8 protein-coding genes are annotated in these 15,324 nt (G+C 65.6%); 7 read left to right on the top strand and 1 reads right to left on the bottom strand.

What is annotated here, in order from left to right; genetic code table 11:
- The first annotated feature begins 102 nt into the window (after window positions 1–102).
- The gene (gene moeB, locus KQ659_RS19120; protein WP_216690591.1) at window positions 103–1,206 is read left to right on the top strand and encodes a molybdopterin-synthase adenylyltransferase MoeB; all 1,104 of its coding nucleotides are present in this window, start codon (window positions 103–105) and stop codon (window positions 1,204–1,206) included.
- Between the two features lie 87 nt (window positions 1,207–1,293).
- Here the strand turns inward: moeB and KQ659_RS19115 are convergent, their stop codons facing one another.
- Window positions 1,294–1,905 carry an HD domain-containing protein gene (locus tag KQ659_RS19115; protein WP_216679625.1) on the bottom strand — a complete coding sequence of 204 codons (612 nt, stop codon included), beginning with the start codon at window positions 1,903–1,905 and terminating at the stop codon, window positions 1,294–1,296.
- Between the two features lie 541 nt (window positions 1,906–2,446).
- On the opposite strand from KQ659_RS19115, the gene KQ659_RS19110 reads away from it, so the two are divergent.
- From KQ659_RS19110 to KQ659_RS19085, 6 genes are all read left to right on the top strand, one after another.
- Window positions 2,447–4,684, top strand: a complete 2,238-nt coding sequence (locus tag KQ659_RS19110; RefSeq protein ID WP_226915717.1) for a sensor histidine kinase — start codon at window positions 2,447–2,449, stop codon at window positions 4,682–4,684.
- Window positions 4,685–4,687: 3 nt separating this feature from the next.
- Window positions 4,688–6,871: an ATP-binding protein gene (locus KQ659_RS19105; protein ID WP_216690592.1), complete on the top strand. Its 2,184-nt coding sequence runs from the start codon at window positions 4,688–4,690 to the stop codon at window positions 6,869–6,871.
- A 138-nt stretch (window positions 6,872–7,009) separates the two neighbouring features.
- Window positions 7,010–8,392, top strand: a complete 1,383-nt coding sequence (locus KQ659_RS19100; protein WP_226930059.1) for an ATP-binding protein — start codon at window positions 7,010–7,012, stop codon at window positions 8,390–8,392.
- Between the two features lie 2 nt (window positions 8,393–8,394).
- Window positions 8,395–10,686: an ATP-binding protein gene (locus tag KQ659_RS19095; protein ID WP_226930058.1), complete on the top strand. Its 2,292-nt coding sequence runs from the start codon at window positions 8,395–8,397 to the stop codon at window positions 10,684–10,686.
- A 2-nt stretch (window positions 10,687–10,688) separates the two neighbouring features.
- A complete protein-coding gene (locus tag KQ659_RS21695) occupies window positions 10,689–13,058 on the top strand; it encodes an ATP-binding protein (RefSeq protein WP_269808175.1) in 2,370 nt (789 codons plus the stop codon).
- Between the two features lie 2 nt (window positions 13,059–13,060).
- Window positions 13,061–15,322 (top strand): ATP-binding protein, encoded by a 2,262-nt coding sequence (locus tag KQ659_RS19085; protein ID WP_226930057.1) that lies wholly within the window; start codon window positions 13,061–13,063, stop codon window positions 15,320–15,322.
- Window positions 15,323–15,324 lie beyond the last annotated feature (2 nt).

Here is a 15,324-nt window from a genome sequence, read left to right as displayed (position 1 = left end):
GCTCCCACCCGAGATTTGCAGAAGCATTGCGCCAATTGCGTCAGCCAACTGTTTCAGCAGACCCACGTAATTGTGCTGAAGCACGTAATTTCCGCTACCACCATGACCCCAGCCGCCGCCCCGCTTTCCGCCGCCGAAACCAACCGCTACAGTCGACACCTGCTGCTGCCCGAAATAGGCCCGGCCGGCCAGCAGAAGCTCAAAGCCGCCCGCGTGCTGGTGGTGGGCTGCGGCGGCCTGGGCTGTCCCGTGCTCCAATACCTGGCCGCCGCCGGCGTGGGCACGCTCGGCCTGCTCGATTTTGATACCGTGGACGACAGCAATCTGCAACGCCAGGTCCTCTACGCCACCGCCGACGTGGGCCGCCCCAAGGCCGTAGCCGCCGCCGAAAAGCTGCGCGCCCAAAACCCTTTTATTGTGTTGCAGCCGCACCAGGTGGTGCTTTCGGCGGCTAATGCGCTGGCGCTGTTTGCCGAATACGACGTGGTGGTAGACTGCTCCGATAATTTCGCCACCCGCTACCTCGTCAGCGATGCGTGCGTGGTGCTGGGCAAGCCGCTGGTGTTCGGGGCCATCTTCAAGTTTGAGGGACAGGTTTCGGTATTCAATTACCAAAACGGCCCCACCTACCGCTGCCTGCACCCGGTGCCGCCTACCCCCGGCGACGCCCCCAACTGCGCCGAAATTGGGGTGCTGGGCGTGTTGCCCGGCCTTATCGGCACCATGCAGGCGAATGAGGCCCTGAAAATCATCCTCGAAATAGGGGAGGTGCTGAGTGGCCGCCTGCTGCTGGTGGATGCCCTGAGCATGCGCTTCCAGACCATCCGCTTCCAGCCCGTGGCGGCCAATCAGCAGCTCACCGCGCTGGCCCCGGACTACGCGGCTTTTTGTGGCGAAGCGCCCCTCGACGCCGCCCCGGCCCGCGCCCCCGAAATATCGGCCGATGAGCTGAAGGACTGGCAGGCCAGCGGCCGGCCGCTGCAGCTGCTGGACGTGCGCGAGCCGCATGAGCACGCCCGCCGCAGCATTGGCGGGCAGCTGGTGCCGCTGGGGCAATTGGCAGCGCAATTGGCTGGCTTTGAGTCCGACGTGCCCGTGGTGGTGCACTGCGCCAGCGGCGTGCGTAGCCAAAAAGCTGCGCAGCTGCTGCTGGCCAATGGCTTTGCCGAAGTGTACTCGCTGCGCAACGGCCTGGCCGACTATTAAGTAGCTGCTGTTACGCGGCAGTAATCGTCTGCTCCGGTCGGACCGCCCTAGGCGGTCGGACCGGTGGTATCGCCTGATAACGCTTCCTTAAGCACCGTCCTGCTGCGGGCCGGGCCAGGCCGCCAGGCGCGCCCGGATGTGCGCGAGCCGGGCCTGCTTGGGCGTGCTGCGCCGGGCCAGGGCCGTGGCCGTCCAATACCGATGGCCCGTGAGGAACTGCTCCTGCAGCTGAAACCAGGCAAATTCGTCGGCGATAAGCTGGCGGACCGTCAGCTCGCGGAAAAGGCTGGTGGAGATGGGCACGAAATCGGGCCGGCCGAGGTAGTCGAGGTCGGCATCGCAGAGGATTTGGGCCAGGTGGCAGCGGGGGGCCTGCGGGTACTGGGTGGCGATAATCAGGGCACATATCAGCTCAATCTGGCCCGGCGAGTAGCCGAAGTCCGGCAGCGTGGCACGGCCCATCTCGCAGCCCCGGGTTTCGTGGCCCGCGTACGTGTGCAGGAAGCCCGCATCGTGGTACAGGGCCGCCGTGCGGAGCAGCGCCAGGGTTTCGGCATCGGTCACGCCTTCGGCGGCGGCCAGCGTCTGGGCCGCCTGCGCCACGTCGAGGGTATGGGCCAGGCTGTGGTAGTAGAGGGTGGGGGCCAGGCCCCGGCGCAGCTCGCGCACAATAAACGCTTCGGCAGAGGAGGCTTGCATAGGGAAGGGGCGAATGCGGTGAGGGGATGAAACGAGGCGGAGCAGGCCGGTTGAAAAAGCAGGGGCAAGTCAAAACCGGGCCCAATGGCGGCTACTAATGCACTACTGCTGAGAAATTAAGAAGCTGCAATAAATTTAGATATGATTTATTACAAGGCAAAATTATTCGCTACCTTGATTAGGTATCGAATTTGGCCCGCTAGTTATGAAGGAGGAAATTAATTTCGTCAAACAGGTTTTTAGCAAGTAATATATTGAAAATGAAGGTAATATACTGACTTAATGATGTCTGTTAAAAGCGGAGTGGCGTAATTAATTCATCTTTGTGCGACCAATGCGGGCCGGCACACCGTCGGGCCCTGTTGGTGTTGTCCGCCCCGGCGGTCTGGCCGTAATTTTCGCCCAGTTCCCACTCGCTTCTGCCCCTGATGATGTCCTGCCAATCCTATTGCTTTTCGTTCCGGCTACCGTGGCCGCGACCAGCAATACAGTACGGACAGGGTACGCGTTTCCCCGTCGCCGTCAAGCCCCAGCTTTGTATATGAGATGGATTCTTACGGTGTTGATTTTCTGGGTGATGTGTGGGCCGGCGGTTGGCCGGCAGCACTACTGGGAGGCCGATTATGATTCGCTGACCCGTGCCTTGCCGCAACAGGCTTCTGACATGGCCCGCCTGCGGGTGGTGCAGCACCTGATAGACCTGCACCCCACCAACGTACAGGCCCTGCCGCTGCTCGACCAGCTGCTGCGTCTGAACCAGAAACTGCAGCTGCTGGAGGCGGCCCCTTACCGGCACCTGCGCAACGGCCTGGTGCTGTGGCAGCAAGGTGGCGCCGATGCGGCCGCCCTGGATACCATGAAGGTAGCCGTGACGGAATTCGACCGCCTGGGCCGGCCCATTCCGTGGCTGCTGATTGATTTGGTGACGCTCTACAACCGGCTGAGCCGCATGGATTCCCGCCAGCGCTACTACGAGAAAAAGCTGGCCTACTACCGGGTGCACAACGCCACCGAGAACATCGCCGCCTGCTACGTGTCGCAGGGCGGCTACTACCGGCGCATGGGCGACTACAATCGCACCCTAAACAGCGTGCTGCGCGCCGCCGACCTGGTGCGCACCTACGACCGGCTGCTCTACGTGCGTGAGCTGCTGGTGACCGGGGCCGTGTACGCCGACTGGGGCAACCGCGCCAAGGCCGTGCAGTACTTGGGCCAGGCCCTGCGCCTGCCGGAGTTTCGGCGCATCCAGGGCCTGGAGCGGGTATTTACCTTTCTGGCGCTGTCGCGCCTCTACGCCGAGGGCAACCACCCCAATACCGCCCTGCGCATGGTGGATTCGGTGCTGGCCACCCACAGCGGCGATGCCGCCGAGCGCAAGCTCAGCCAGGCCTATGCGCTGGTGCAAAAGGGGCGGGTGCTGCTGCAAATGCAGCGGGTAGCGTCGGCGGGCCAGCTCCTGCAGCAGGCGCAGCAGCTCGACGATTCGCTGCACATCCCCATGTCGGGCAGGCCCGGCGAGTTTGAGCTGGATGCCGCCTGGGCCCGGTATTACACGGCCCGGCACGACGATGCCCGCGCCGAAAAGCACTGGCTACAGGCTTATCGCAAGGCCACGGCCGGCCGCGTTGAGCGCCTGCGGCCCGAATACCTGAAGCAGCTCATTGCCTTCTACGACGACCGCAACCGGCCGGCCGAGGCGCAGCGCTACTCCCACGCCTACATCGCCCTCACCGATACCCTCAATGCGGCCCAGAACACTTTTCATGTGGCGCAGTACGAAAGCGAGCGGCTGGAGCAAACCCAGAACGCCCGAATTACCAGCCTGAAACAGGACCAGGCGGTGCAGGCCATGCGCCTGCGCCTGGGCCAGTGGCTGCTGCTGGGCGCCCTGCTCACGGTGCTGCTGGTGTCGGCCCTGGGCGTGTTTATCTATCGCCAGCTGCAGGTGAACCGGCGCACCCTGGACCAGCTGCGCCAAACGCAGAGCCAGCTGGTGCAGGCCGAGAAAATGGCTTTCCTGGGCGAGCTCACGGCCGGCATTGCCCACGAGCTGCAAAACCCGCTCAACTTCATGAAAAACTTCGCCGAAGTCAGCACCGACCTCGTCGACGGCATGAACCCGCAGCACAATGGCCACGTGCCGGTGCTGGAAACCGAGATTCTGGCCGGCCTGAAGCAAAACCTCCAGCAAATCAGCCAGCACGGGCAGCGGGCATCGTCCATTATTAAGGACATGCTGGAGCACTCGCGCTCCGGCACCGGCGAGTGCGTGCCCGGCGACCTAAACGCGCTGGCCGCCGATTCGCTGGCGCTGGCTTACCAGGGCCTGCGCACCACCGACAAAGACTTTTACGCCACCCTGAGCAAGGAGCTCGACCCCAGCCTGGAGCAGGTAGTGATGGTGACGCAGGATATGGGCCGCGTGCTGCTGAACCTGTGCACCAACGCCCTGCACGCCGTGCGCCAGCGCCAGCGCGACCTGGCGCAGCCGGGAGCCGGCGGGCCGGCCAACTACCAGCCCACCGTGACGGTGCGCACCCGCCGCGCTGCCGGTAGCCCGGTGGTGGAAATCCTGATTTCTGACAACGGCACGGGAATGTCGGAGCAGGTGCGGGAAAAAATCTTCCAGCCCTTCTTCACCACCAAGCCGCCCGGCGAGGGCACCGGCCTGGGCTTGTCGCTGAGCTACGACATCGTGACCAAGGGCCACGGCGGTACCCTCACCGTAGAAACCCGCGAGGGCGAAGGCACCGAATTCCTCATCACCCTGCCCGCCTGAGCTGTGGAGAAGCCAGCCAACCAGACGGGCCGCCGCGCCACCACCAGCTGGGCCATGGGCCTGCGCCGCGCGGCGCTGGATTGGGGCCTGCGCGCGGCCGTGGCCATTGGCGTGCTGCTGAGCACCCCCCCTTCTGTGCACGCCCAAAACCCCGCCACCGACCGCCTCCGGGCCAAGGTGCAGGCTAATATCCAACCCGATGCCTCTCGCGTCAACAGCCTCAACGCCCTGGCCCTGGAGCTGCGCAACAACGCACCCGACGAGTCGGCCAGCCTGTTTGAGGAGGCGCGCCAGCTGGCGCAGCTGCTGGGCTACACCGCCGGCGCGGCCGAGGCCGAGCTGGGCCTTGGGTTTTACCACCGCCACCGCAGCGAGTTCCCTTTGGCCGAGAGCTTTTCGGAGCAGGCCCGGCGCGATTTTGAGCGGGTGGGCGACCGCATCGGGCAAACCCGCAGCCTCTACAACCAGTCGAACGTGTATTCGGAACAGGGCCTGTACGCCAAATCCCTGCAGGCCAACCTGCGTGGCCTGGCCCTGGCCGAGGCAGTCCACAGCCCCAAATGGCTGGCCTTTCTCAACACCCAGTTGGGCATTACCAGTACCTATCTGCGCGAGTATGAGAATGCCCGGCGCTACCTCACGCAGGGCCTGTACTGGGCCCGGCGCTCGGGCGACCAGCCCGGCATCGGCCATGCCTATTCCGGGCTGGGCAACCTCTACCGCACCCAGGGACAGTGGGCCACCGCCCAGTACAACTACGAGCAGGATGCCAAGATATTCCGGCAGCTGAAGGACGAGGGCGGGCTGTTGTTCGAGGGAATTAACGTTGCTGATATGGAAGAGCGGCAGGGCCATTACCCCGAAGCGTTTGCCAACGCCCGCCGCAGCTTGCGGCTCGCCCTGCGCCTGCGCGCCGTGGGCGAAGTGCCCCGGGCAGAGCTGGTGCTGGCCCGTACTTTTCTACACATCGGCCGCCCGGATAGCGCCATTTTTTACGCCCTGCGCACCTTGCAGGCCACGCGCCGCAGTGGGGCCCGGCAATATAGCCGCGACGCCAGCCAGATACTGGCGCAGGCCTCGGCCCGGCGCGGTAATTTTGCGGCCGCCTACCGCTACGAAAAGTTGTTTGGCGCCTATCGCGACACCCTCAACAGCAGCGACCTGCAGCGCCAGGCCGCCGTGCTGGAATACCGCGCCGAGCTGGCCAAGAAGCAAGCCCAGATTGGCCGGCTCACTAGCAACAGCTGGCTCATTCAATCCCAGAACCGCCAGCAGGGCTGGCTGCTGCTGGCCGCCCTGCTGGGCCTGGGGGCCGTGGGCACCCTAAGCGCCGTGCTCTGGCGCAACAATCGCGAAAAGCAGCGGGCCTACGCCCTGCTCAAGCACCAGCAGGACGAGCTGCACGCCGCCCAGAGCCAGCTGGTAGCGGCCGAGAAATGGGCTTTTGTGGGCGAGCTTTCGGCCGGCATTGCCCATGAGCTGCAGAACCCGTTGGCGTTCATGAAAAACTTTGCCGATGTGAGCGTGGGCCTGCTCGACCACAGCCCCGCCGCGCAGCCCGCCGGCCTGGAACAGGAAATTATGGCTGGCCTGAAGCAGAACCTGCTCAAAATCAGCCAGCAGGGCCAGCGGGCTTCCGCCATCATCACCGATATGCTGGCTCATGCCCGCACCGGCGCGGGGCCGCGCGTGCCCACCGAGCTCAATGCCCTGGTGGCCGAGGCGCTGGCGCTGGCCTACCAGGGCCTGCGCGTGCAGGACGCCACCTTCCATGCCACGCTGGTGCAGGACTTTACCCCCAATCTGGGGCTGGTAGCCGTGGTGCCCTCCGACCTCACCCGCGTGCTGGTAAACCTGTGCACCAATGCCCTGCACGCCGTGCGCCAGCAGGCCGAAGCAGCCGAAGTGGCCTACCAGCCCACCGTGACGGTGGGGACGCGCCAGACCGCCGCCGGCACCGTCGAAATTACCGTGCATGACAACGGCACGGGAATGCCGGCGCAGGTGCGGGAAAAAATCTTTCAGCCCTTCTTCACCACCAAGCCGATGGGCGAGGGCACAGGCCTGGGCCTGTCGCTCAGCCACGAGATTGTGACCAAGGGCCACGGCGGCACCCTGGCCGTGGAAAGCGAAGAGGGCAAAGGCACCGAATTCATCATCAGTCTGCCAACTGGCGGCAAAGCTTAACGGCGGGGGTAGTAGATTTCAGCCGTTTGGGCGGGCCCGAAACCGGGCCCGGGAAAAATTCAGCCGCACTACCCAACTTTGCGGTGGCCCGCGCGCCGTTTCTCTGCTCTACTTTCTTGCTTCTGCGCTTCTTCCCCTATGGCTCACTCGGCTGGTTACGGCGACCTTTTTTACCTGGCTCCGATGGCGTATGGCATCATGCGCGGCCTGAGCCGGTTTCTGGACCTGCCGCAGCGGCTGCCGCGCTGGCACCGGGCGCTGAATTATATCTGGGTGCCGGCGGCGGCGTTTGTGTTCATTTCGGTGGCGCTCAGGTTCAAATCGCCGGTGCTGGGCGATGTGTACTGGCTGCTGGTATTGTTTGCCCTGCTGGGCGTGCTGCTGGCCGTGCGGCACTACCGCCCGGCGCGTACGCTGCTGTTTGCCACGGCCCCGTTTGTGGTCTACAAAGTGCTCGAAATCATTATTGAAGATTCCAACGGTAAGATTCCCAAGAGCTTCGATGCCTTCCTTGGTACAACGCAGGGCTTTGTCATCATCTGGCTGATTACGTTTGTTTTCATTGCCCGCAGCCAGAAAAAGCAGCTCGAAAAAGAGCGGGTGCTGCGCGAAGAGGAAGAAAAAGCCAAACGCCTCATCGAGGCCCAAAACGTGGAGCTGGAGCGCCTGGTGGCCGAGCGCACCGCCGCCCTCACGCAGCAGGCCCAGGAGCTGAGCGGGGCCCTCGTGGAGCTGCGCACCACGCAGGCCCAGCTCATTCAGGCCGAGAAAATGGCGAGCCTGGGGGAGCTCACGGCGGGCATTGCCCACGAGATTCAGAACCCGTTGAATTTCGTCAACAACTTTGCCGAGGTCAGCGCCGAGCTGGTGGAGGAGCTGGAAGAAGAGCAAACCCGCTCCGTACGCGACCTGGAGCTGGAAGCCGAGCTGCTGGGCGACCTCAAGCAGAACCTGGTCAAAATCAACCAGCACGGGCAGCGGGCGGCCGGTATCGTGCGGGGCATGCTCGAACACAGCCGGGCCAGCACCGGCGAGCGTGCGCCGACCGACGTCAACCAGCTCGCCGACGAGTACCTGCGCCTGGCCTACCACGGGCTTCGGGCTAAAGACAAGACGTTCAACGCCACGCTGGAAACCGACTTTGCGCCGGCCCTGCCCCTGGTCGATGCCGTGAGTGGCGACCTGGGCCGGGTGCTGCTGAACCTGTTCACCAACGCCTTCTACGCCGTGCGCCAGCGCCAGCAGGCGGGCGAGGCGGGCTACGCGCCTACCGTCGGCGTGGGCACCGCGCGCGCGAACGGCCACGTCGAAATCCGGGTGACGGACAATGGCACGGGCATGCCGCCCGAGGTGCAGCAGAAAATCTTCCAGCCTTTTTTCACCACCAAGCCCACGGGCGAGGGCACGGGCCTGGGGCTTTCGCTCAGCCACGATATCGTAGTGCAAGGCCACGGCGGCACGCTCACCGTCGAGAGCCAGCCCGGCCAGGGCACCACCTTCACCATTTCCTTACCCGCTTAGCCGTGTCCTCTTTTCCCCCACGCCCGCCGGCCCGCCGGTGCTGGCTGCCGCTGGTGTTCCTCCTGCTCCTTAGCGGCCCGCTGGCCGCCCAGTCCAGCCGCCGCTACTGGGAGGCCAACCCCGACTCGCTGCGCCGGGTGCTGGCCACCCAGCGCGCCGACACGGCCCGTCTGCGCACCCTCCAGCACCTGGCCAATTTAGCCCCGGTTGCGAGCGAAGGCGCAATGCAGGAACGAGACTACGAAGAGCTGGTTGCCCTGACCAGCCGCCTGCATCGCCCCGAGCAGCGAGCCTACCGCCTGCTGCTGCACGGTAACCAACTCCTCCAACGCAAGGTCCTGATTCCCGCGCTCGACAGCCTGAAAGCGGCCATCGCGGAGTTTGACCGCCTGCACCGGCCGGTGCCGATACTGCTGATTTCCATCCGCTTCCTGTTCAACGCCGCGGGCCAGCCGCAAGCCAGGCGGGCCTATTACGAAGGCCAGCTGGCCACCTACCGCCGGCGGGGCGATGCCGTCAGCATGACGGCCTGCTACCATGGCCTGGCCGGCTACTACTACTTGCTGGGCAACTACAACCAGGCCATTGGCTATTACCTGCAAGCGGCCGAAGGGTACCGAGCTTTTAGTAGGGGCACTTCCCTCAATGAGTTCGCGACGGCTGGCCAGATGTATGCCGAGTGGGGCAACCTGGACAAGGCGCTGTATTATCTGCGGCAGTCCCTGGCGGGGTCCCTGGCGGGGCAAGGCAACCCGGACGATAGCTACCGGAACCTGCAGATGGCCGCGGTGCAGCTGCAAGTGCATAATTATCCGGCCGCGCTGCACGCCATCGACCGGGCCCTGGCGGCCGCAGCCCGTGATACCGCTAACGATGCTGCGTTAAAACCCATTGCACTGGTGCTAAAAAGCGCGGTGCTGCTGGCGCAGCGGCGCCCGCGCGAAGCCGGACCGCTGCTGCGCACGGCCCAGCACCTGGCCGACTCGCTCCAGTTGCCTTTCAGCAGCGGCAACGGCACTTTGGAGCTGGAGGCGACCTGGGCGCGGTATTACGAGGCCCTGGGCGACAGCGCCCGCGCCGAAAGCTATTGGCTGGCTGCTTCCCGCACGGTCCGGCGGGTCGGTTTCGCCTCGGAGCGCCTGGCCTATCTGCACGAGCTGGCCCGCTTCTACCAGCAGCACCGCCGGCCGGCCGTGGCGGCCACTTACGCGCTGGCGGCCCTGGGCCTGGCCGACACCCTGCGGGCGGCCGAAGGTGCCCTGAATGTAACGCGCTACGAAACCGACCAGGCTCAACAAACCCAGCAGGCGCGCATCGCGGGCCTGCGCCTGGCCCAGGTGCAGGACGCGGCCCGGGCGCGGCGCCAGCGCCTGCTGCTGGGCGCCGCGCTGGCCGTGCTGGCCCTGCTGGCCGGCCTGGGCTTCGTGTTGTGGCGCGGCAATCGCCGCCAGCAGCAAGCCAACGCGCAGCTGGAAGCCCAGCGCGACGAAACCGCGCAGGCGCTGAAGAATTTGCAGACCACGCAGGCCCAGCTCATTCAGGCCGAGAAAATGGCGAGCCTGGGGGAGCTCACGGCGGGCATTGCCCACGAGATTCAGAACCCGTTGAACTTCGTCAACAACTTTGCCGAGGTCAGCGCCGAGCTGCTAACGGAGCTGAAAGAAGCCCAGGCCGCAGGCGACTTTGAAGAAGTCATGGCGTTGGCCGACGACCTGACCCAGAACCTGGTCAAAATCAACCAGCACGGGCAGCGGGCGGCCGGTATCGTGCGGGGCATGCTCGAACACAGCCGGGCCAGCACCGGCGAGCGGGCGCCGACCGACGTCAACCAGCTCGCCGACGAGTACCTGCGCCTGGCCTACCACGGGCTTCGGGCTAAAGACAAGACGTTCAACGCCACGCTGGAAACCGACTTTGCGCCGGCCCTGCCCCTGGTCGATGCCGTGAGTGGCGACCTGGGCCGGGTGCTGCTCAACCTGTTCACCAACGCCTTCTACGCCGTGCGCCAGCGCCAGCAGGCGGGCGAGGCGGGCTACGCGCCCACCGTCGGCGTGGGCACCGCGCGCGCGAACGGCCACGTCGAAATCCGGGTGACGGACAATGGCACGGGCATGCCGCCCGAGGTGCAGCAGAAAATCTTCCAGCCTTTTTTCACCACCAAGCCCACGGGCGAGGGCACGGGCCTGGGGCTTTCGCTCAGCCACGATATCGTAGTGCAAGGCCACGGCGGCAGCCTCACCGTCGAGAGCCAGCCCGGCCAGGGCACCACCTTCACCATTTCCTTACCCGCTTAGCCATGTCCTCTTTTCCCCCACGCCCGCCGGCCCGCCGGTGCTGGCTGCCGCTGGTGTTCCTCCTGCTGCTCAGCGGCCCGCTGGCCGCCCAGTCCGGCCGCCGCTACTGGGAGGCCAACCCGGACTCGCTGCTCCGGGTGCTGGCCACCCAGCACGCCGATACGGCCCGCCTGCGCACCCTGCTGCACCTCTACGATACTTCGAACCTCCTGTTGGTGGGCCTCTTTAACGTGCCTTTAGGCCCACAATTAGGGGAGTTGGTGCAGCTCACGCGCCGGCAGCAGCGTCCTGATGCCCCCGCCTTCCGCCTGAGCTATGCTGCGGTGCGGCTCGCCCAGGCGGAGCCCGCGCGCGCCCTCGACAGCCTGCGGGCGGCGGTCGAAGTGTTCGACCGCGTGGGGCGGCCCATTCCGTTCGTACTCGCAGCGGTGGCGTCTTATTTCCGACGGCTCAAGCAGCGGGCGGCGCAAATAGCCTATTTCGAAGCCAAGCTGGCACGGTACCAAGCCCGCGGTGCCCGGGAAAATACTTCCCGCAGCTACCATGCGCTGGGCGGCCCTTTCGTGGAACAGGGAGATTACAACCGGGCCATCAGCCACTACCTGCGCGCGGCGGACTTGGCCGTCACCTACGACCGGTCGTTTCAAGAAAGTGAGCTTCAAGTAGTGGGCAACTATTACGCCGAGTGGGGCAACCCGACCAAGGCCCTGTACTTCCTGCGCCAGTCGTTGGCCGTGGATGCAACCTTGCCCCGGCGCAATGGCCTCGACTGGAACTGCTACACGTACTGGGCTATGGCCCAGGCCTACCGCCAGCTGCGCAACTATCCCGCAGCCCTGCGCTATGCCAACCTGTCCTTAGCTGGTGTCCCCACCGACACCACCCGCATCTATGCGGCTCAAGTTCCAGCTGTTCAGGCATACGGCTTGGTGGTCAAAAGCGCGGTGCTGCTCGATATGAGACGCGTGGCCGAAGCCGGGCCCTTGCTGGCGCGGGCGCAGCACTTGGCCGACTCGCTCAAGCTAAACATCATCAGTTCCGATGGAGTTATCGAGTTGGATGCGACCTGGGCCCGCTACTACGCCGCCCGCAACGAGCCGGCCCGCGCCGAAGCCGCTTGGCTCACCGCCTTTCGAAAGGCCCGCGAGATGAAGATTGTGCCGCTGCGCTTGGTCTACCTGCGCGCGCTGGCCGACTTCTACGCCCAGCGCGGAAAGGACGGGCCTGCCGGCCGCTACGCCCGCACGGCCCTGGCCTTGAGCGACTCACTCGGCGCCCGGCAGGGCGCCTTTCACGTGGCCGGCTACGAAGCCGAGCGTGCCGAGCAGGCCCAGCAGCAGCGCATCGCCGCCTTGCGCTTGGCCCAGGTGCAGGACGCCGCCCGCGCCCGCCGCCAGCGCCTGCTGCTGGGGGCCACGCTGGCGGTGCTGGCGTTGCTGGCGGGCCTGGGCGTGGTGCTGGGGCGCGCCAACCGCCAAAAGCAGTTCGCCAACGAGCAGCTCAACGAGCTCAACGCGGCCGTCACCCATCAGAAACAAGGCCTGCAGACCCAGCGCGACCAGCTCGACGCCTCCCTGACGGAGCTGCGCACCACGCAGGCCCAGCTCATTCAGAAAGAGAAGATGGCGAGCCTGGGCGAGCTCACGGCCGGCATCGCCCACGAGATTCAGAACCCGTTGAACTTCGTCAACAACTTCTCCGAGGTCAGCAGCGAGCTGCTGGCCGAGCTGGCCGAGGAACAAATACGCCCGGAACGCGACGCTGGCTTGGAAGCGGAGCTGGTGAGCGACCTGCGGCAGAACATGCAAAAAATCACCCAGCACGGGCAGCGGGCCGCCGGCATCGTCAAGGGCATGTTGGAGCACTCCAGTTCCGCCGCTGGCGAGCGCGAGCCCACCGACTTGAACCGCCTCTGCGACGAGTACCTGCGCCTGGCCTACCAGGGCCTGCGGGCCAAGGACAAATCCTTCAACGCTGCCCTCAGCACCGACTTCTTGGCCGACTTGCCGCGGGTCACGCTAGTGGGCGCCGACGTGGGGCGAGTGTTGCTGAACCTGTTCACCAACGCCTTTTACGCCGTGCGCCAGCGCCAGCAGCAGGGCGAGCCTGGCTACCAGCCCCAGGTCGGCGTGCGCACCGTGCTGCTCAATCAGCAGGTCCAGATTCAGGTGACGGATAACGGCACGGGCATGAGCGAAGCCATCCAAAGCAAGATTTTCCAGCCTTTTTTCACCACCAAGCCCACGGGCGAGGGCACGGGCCTGGGGCTTTCGCTCAGCCACGATATCGTAGTGCAAGGCCACGGCGGCAGCCTCACCGTCGAGAGCCAGCCCGGCCAGGGCACCACCTTCACCATTTCCTTACCCGCTTAGCCGTGTCCTCTTTTCCCCCACGCCCGCCGGCCCGCCGGTGCTGGCTGCCGCTGGTGTTCCTCCTGCTGCTCAGCGGCCCGCTGGCCGCCCAGTCCAGCCGCCGCTACTGGGAGGCCGACCCGGACTCGCTGCGCCGGGTGCTGGCCACCCAACGCACCGATACGGCCCGCCTGCGCACGCTGATGCATTTGGTGGATACTGGAGAGGGTAATATCGCTCACCTCGCCGAGTTGAGCGCCTTATCGGGCCGCCTGCACCGGCCCGAGCACCGGGCCTACCGCCTGCTGCTGCACGGCAAACAGCTCGCTGCACGCCGAGCGGTTGTTCCCGCCCTCGATAGCCTGCAGGCGGCCATTGCCGCGCTCGACCGCCTGCACCGGCCGGTGCCGTGGCAGCTGATTTCCATCCGCTTCCTGTTCAACGCCGCGGGCCAGCCGCAAGCCAAGCGGGCCTATTACGAAAGTCAGCTGGCTACCTACCGCCGGCGGGGCGATGCCGTCAGCATGACGGCCTGCTACCATGGCCTGGCCGGCTACTACAACTCGCTGGGCAACTACAACCAGGCCATTGGCTATTACCTGCAAGCGGCCGAAGGGTACCGAGCTTTTAGTAGGGGCACTTCCCGCGATGAGTTCGCGGCGGCTGGCCAGTTGTATGCCGAGTGGGGCAACCTGGACAAGGCGCTGTATTATCTGCGGCAGTCCCTGGCGGGGCAAGGCAACCCGGACGATAGCTACCGGAACCTGCAGATGGCCGCGGTGCAGCTGCAAGTGCATAATTATCCGGCCGCGCTGCACGCCATCGACCGGGCCCTGGCGGCCGCAGCCCGTGATACCACCAACGATGCTACGTTAAAACCCATTGCACTGGTGCTAAAAAGCGCGGTGCTGCTGGCGCAGCGGCGCCCGCGCGAAGCCGGACCGCTGCTGCGCACGGCCCAGTACCTGGCCGACTCGCTCCAGTTGCCTTTCCGCAGCGGCTACGGCACTTTGGAGCTGGAGGCGACTTGGGCGCGGTATTACGAGGCCCTGGGCGACAACGCCCGCGCCGAAAGCTACTGGCTGGCTGCTTCCCGCACGGTCCGGCAGGGCGGTTTCGCCTCGGGGCGCCTGGCCTATCTGCACGAGCTGGCCCGCTTCTACCAGCAGCACCGCCGGCCGGCCGTGGCGGCCACTTACGCGCTGGCGGCCCTGGGCCTGGCCGACACCCTGCGGGCGGCCGAAGGTGCCCTGAATGTAACGCGCTACGAAACCGACCAGGCTCAACAAACCCAGCAGGCGCGCATCGCGGGCCTGCGCCTGGCCCAGGTGCAGGACGCGGCCCGGGCGCGGCGCCAGCGCCTGCTGCTGGGCGCCGCGCTGGCCGTGCTGGCCCTGCTGGCCGGCCTGGGCTTCGTGTTGTGGCGCGGCAATCGCCGCCAGCAGCAAGCCAACGCGCAGCTGGAAGCCCAGCGCGACGAAACCGCGCAGGCGCTGAAGAATTTGCAGACCACGCAAACCCAGCTCATTCAGGCCGAGAAAATGGCCAGCCTGGGGGAGCTCACGGCGGGCATTGCCCACGAGATTCAGAACCCGTTGAACTTCGTTAATAACTTTGCCGAGGTCAGCGCCGAGCTGCTAACGGAGCTGAAAGAAGCCCAGGCCGCAGGCGACTTTGAAGAAGTCATGGCGTTGGCCGACGACCTGACCCAGAACCTGGTCAAAATCAACCAGCACGGGCAGCGGGCGGCCGGTATCGTGCGGGGCATGCTCGAACACAGCCGGGCCAGCACCAGCGAGCGGGCGCCGACCGACCTCAACCAGCTCGCCGACGAGTACCTGCGCCTGGCCTACCACGGGCTTCGGGCTAAAGACAAGACGTTCAACGCCACGCTGGAAACCGACTTCGTGCCGGCTCTGCCCCTGGTCGATGCCGTGAGTGGCGACCTGGGCCGGGTGCTGCTGAACCTGTTCACCAACGCCTTCTACGCCGTGCGCCAGCGCCAGCAGCTGGGCGAGGCGGGCTACGCGCCCACCGTCGGCGTGGGCACCGCGCGCGCGAACGGCCACGTCGAAATCCGGGTGACGGACAACGGTTCGGGCATGCCGCCCGAGGTGCAGCAGAAAATCTTCCAGCCTTTTTTCACCACCAAGCCCACGGGCGAGGGCACGGGCCTGGGGCTTTCGCTCAGCCACGATATCGTAGTGCAAGGCCACGGCGGCAGCCTCACCGTCGAGAGCCAGCCCGGCCAGGGCACCACCTTCACCATTTCCTTACCCGCTTAGCC

It is taken from the genome of Hymenobacter siberiensis, assembly GCF_018967865.2.
In the GTDB taxonomy this organism is placed as follows: domain Bacteria; phylum Bacteroidota; class Bacteroidia; order Cytophagales; family Hymenobacteraceae; genus Hymenobacter; species Hymenobacter siberiensis.
This window is presented reverse-complemented; position numbering and strand designations above follow the sequence as displayed.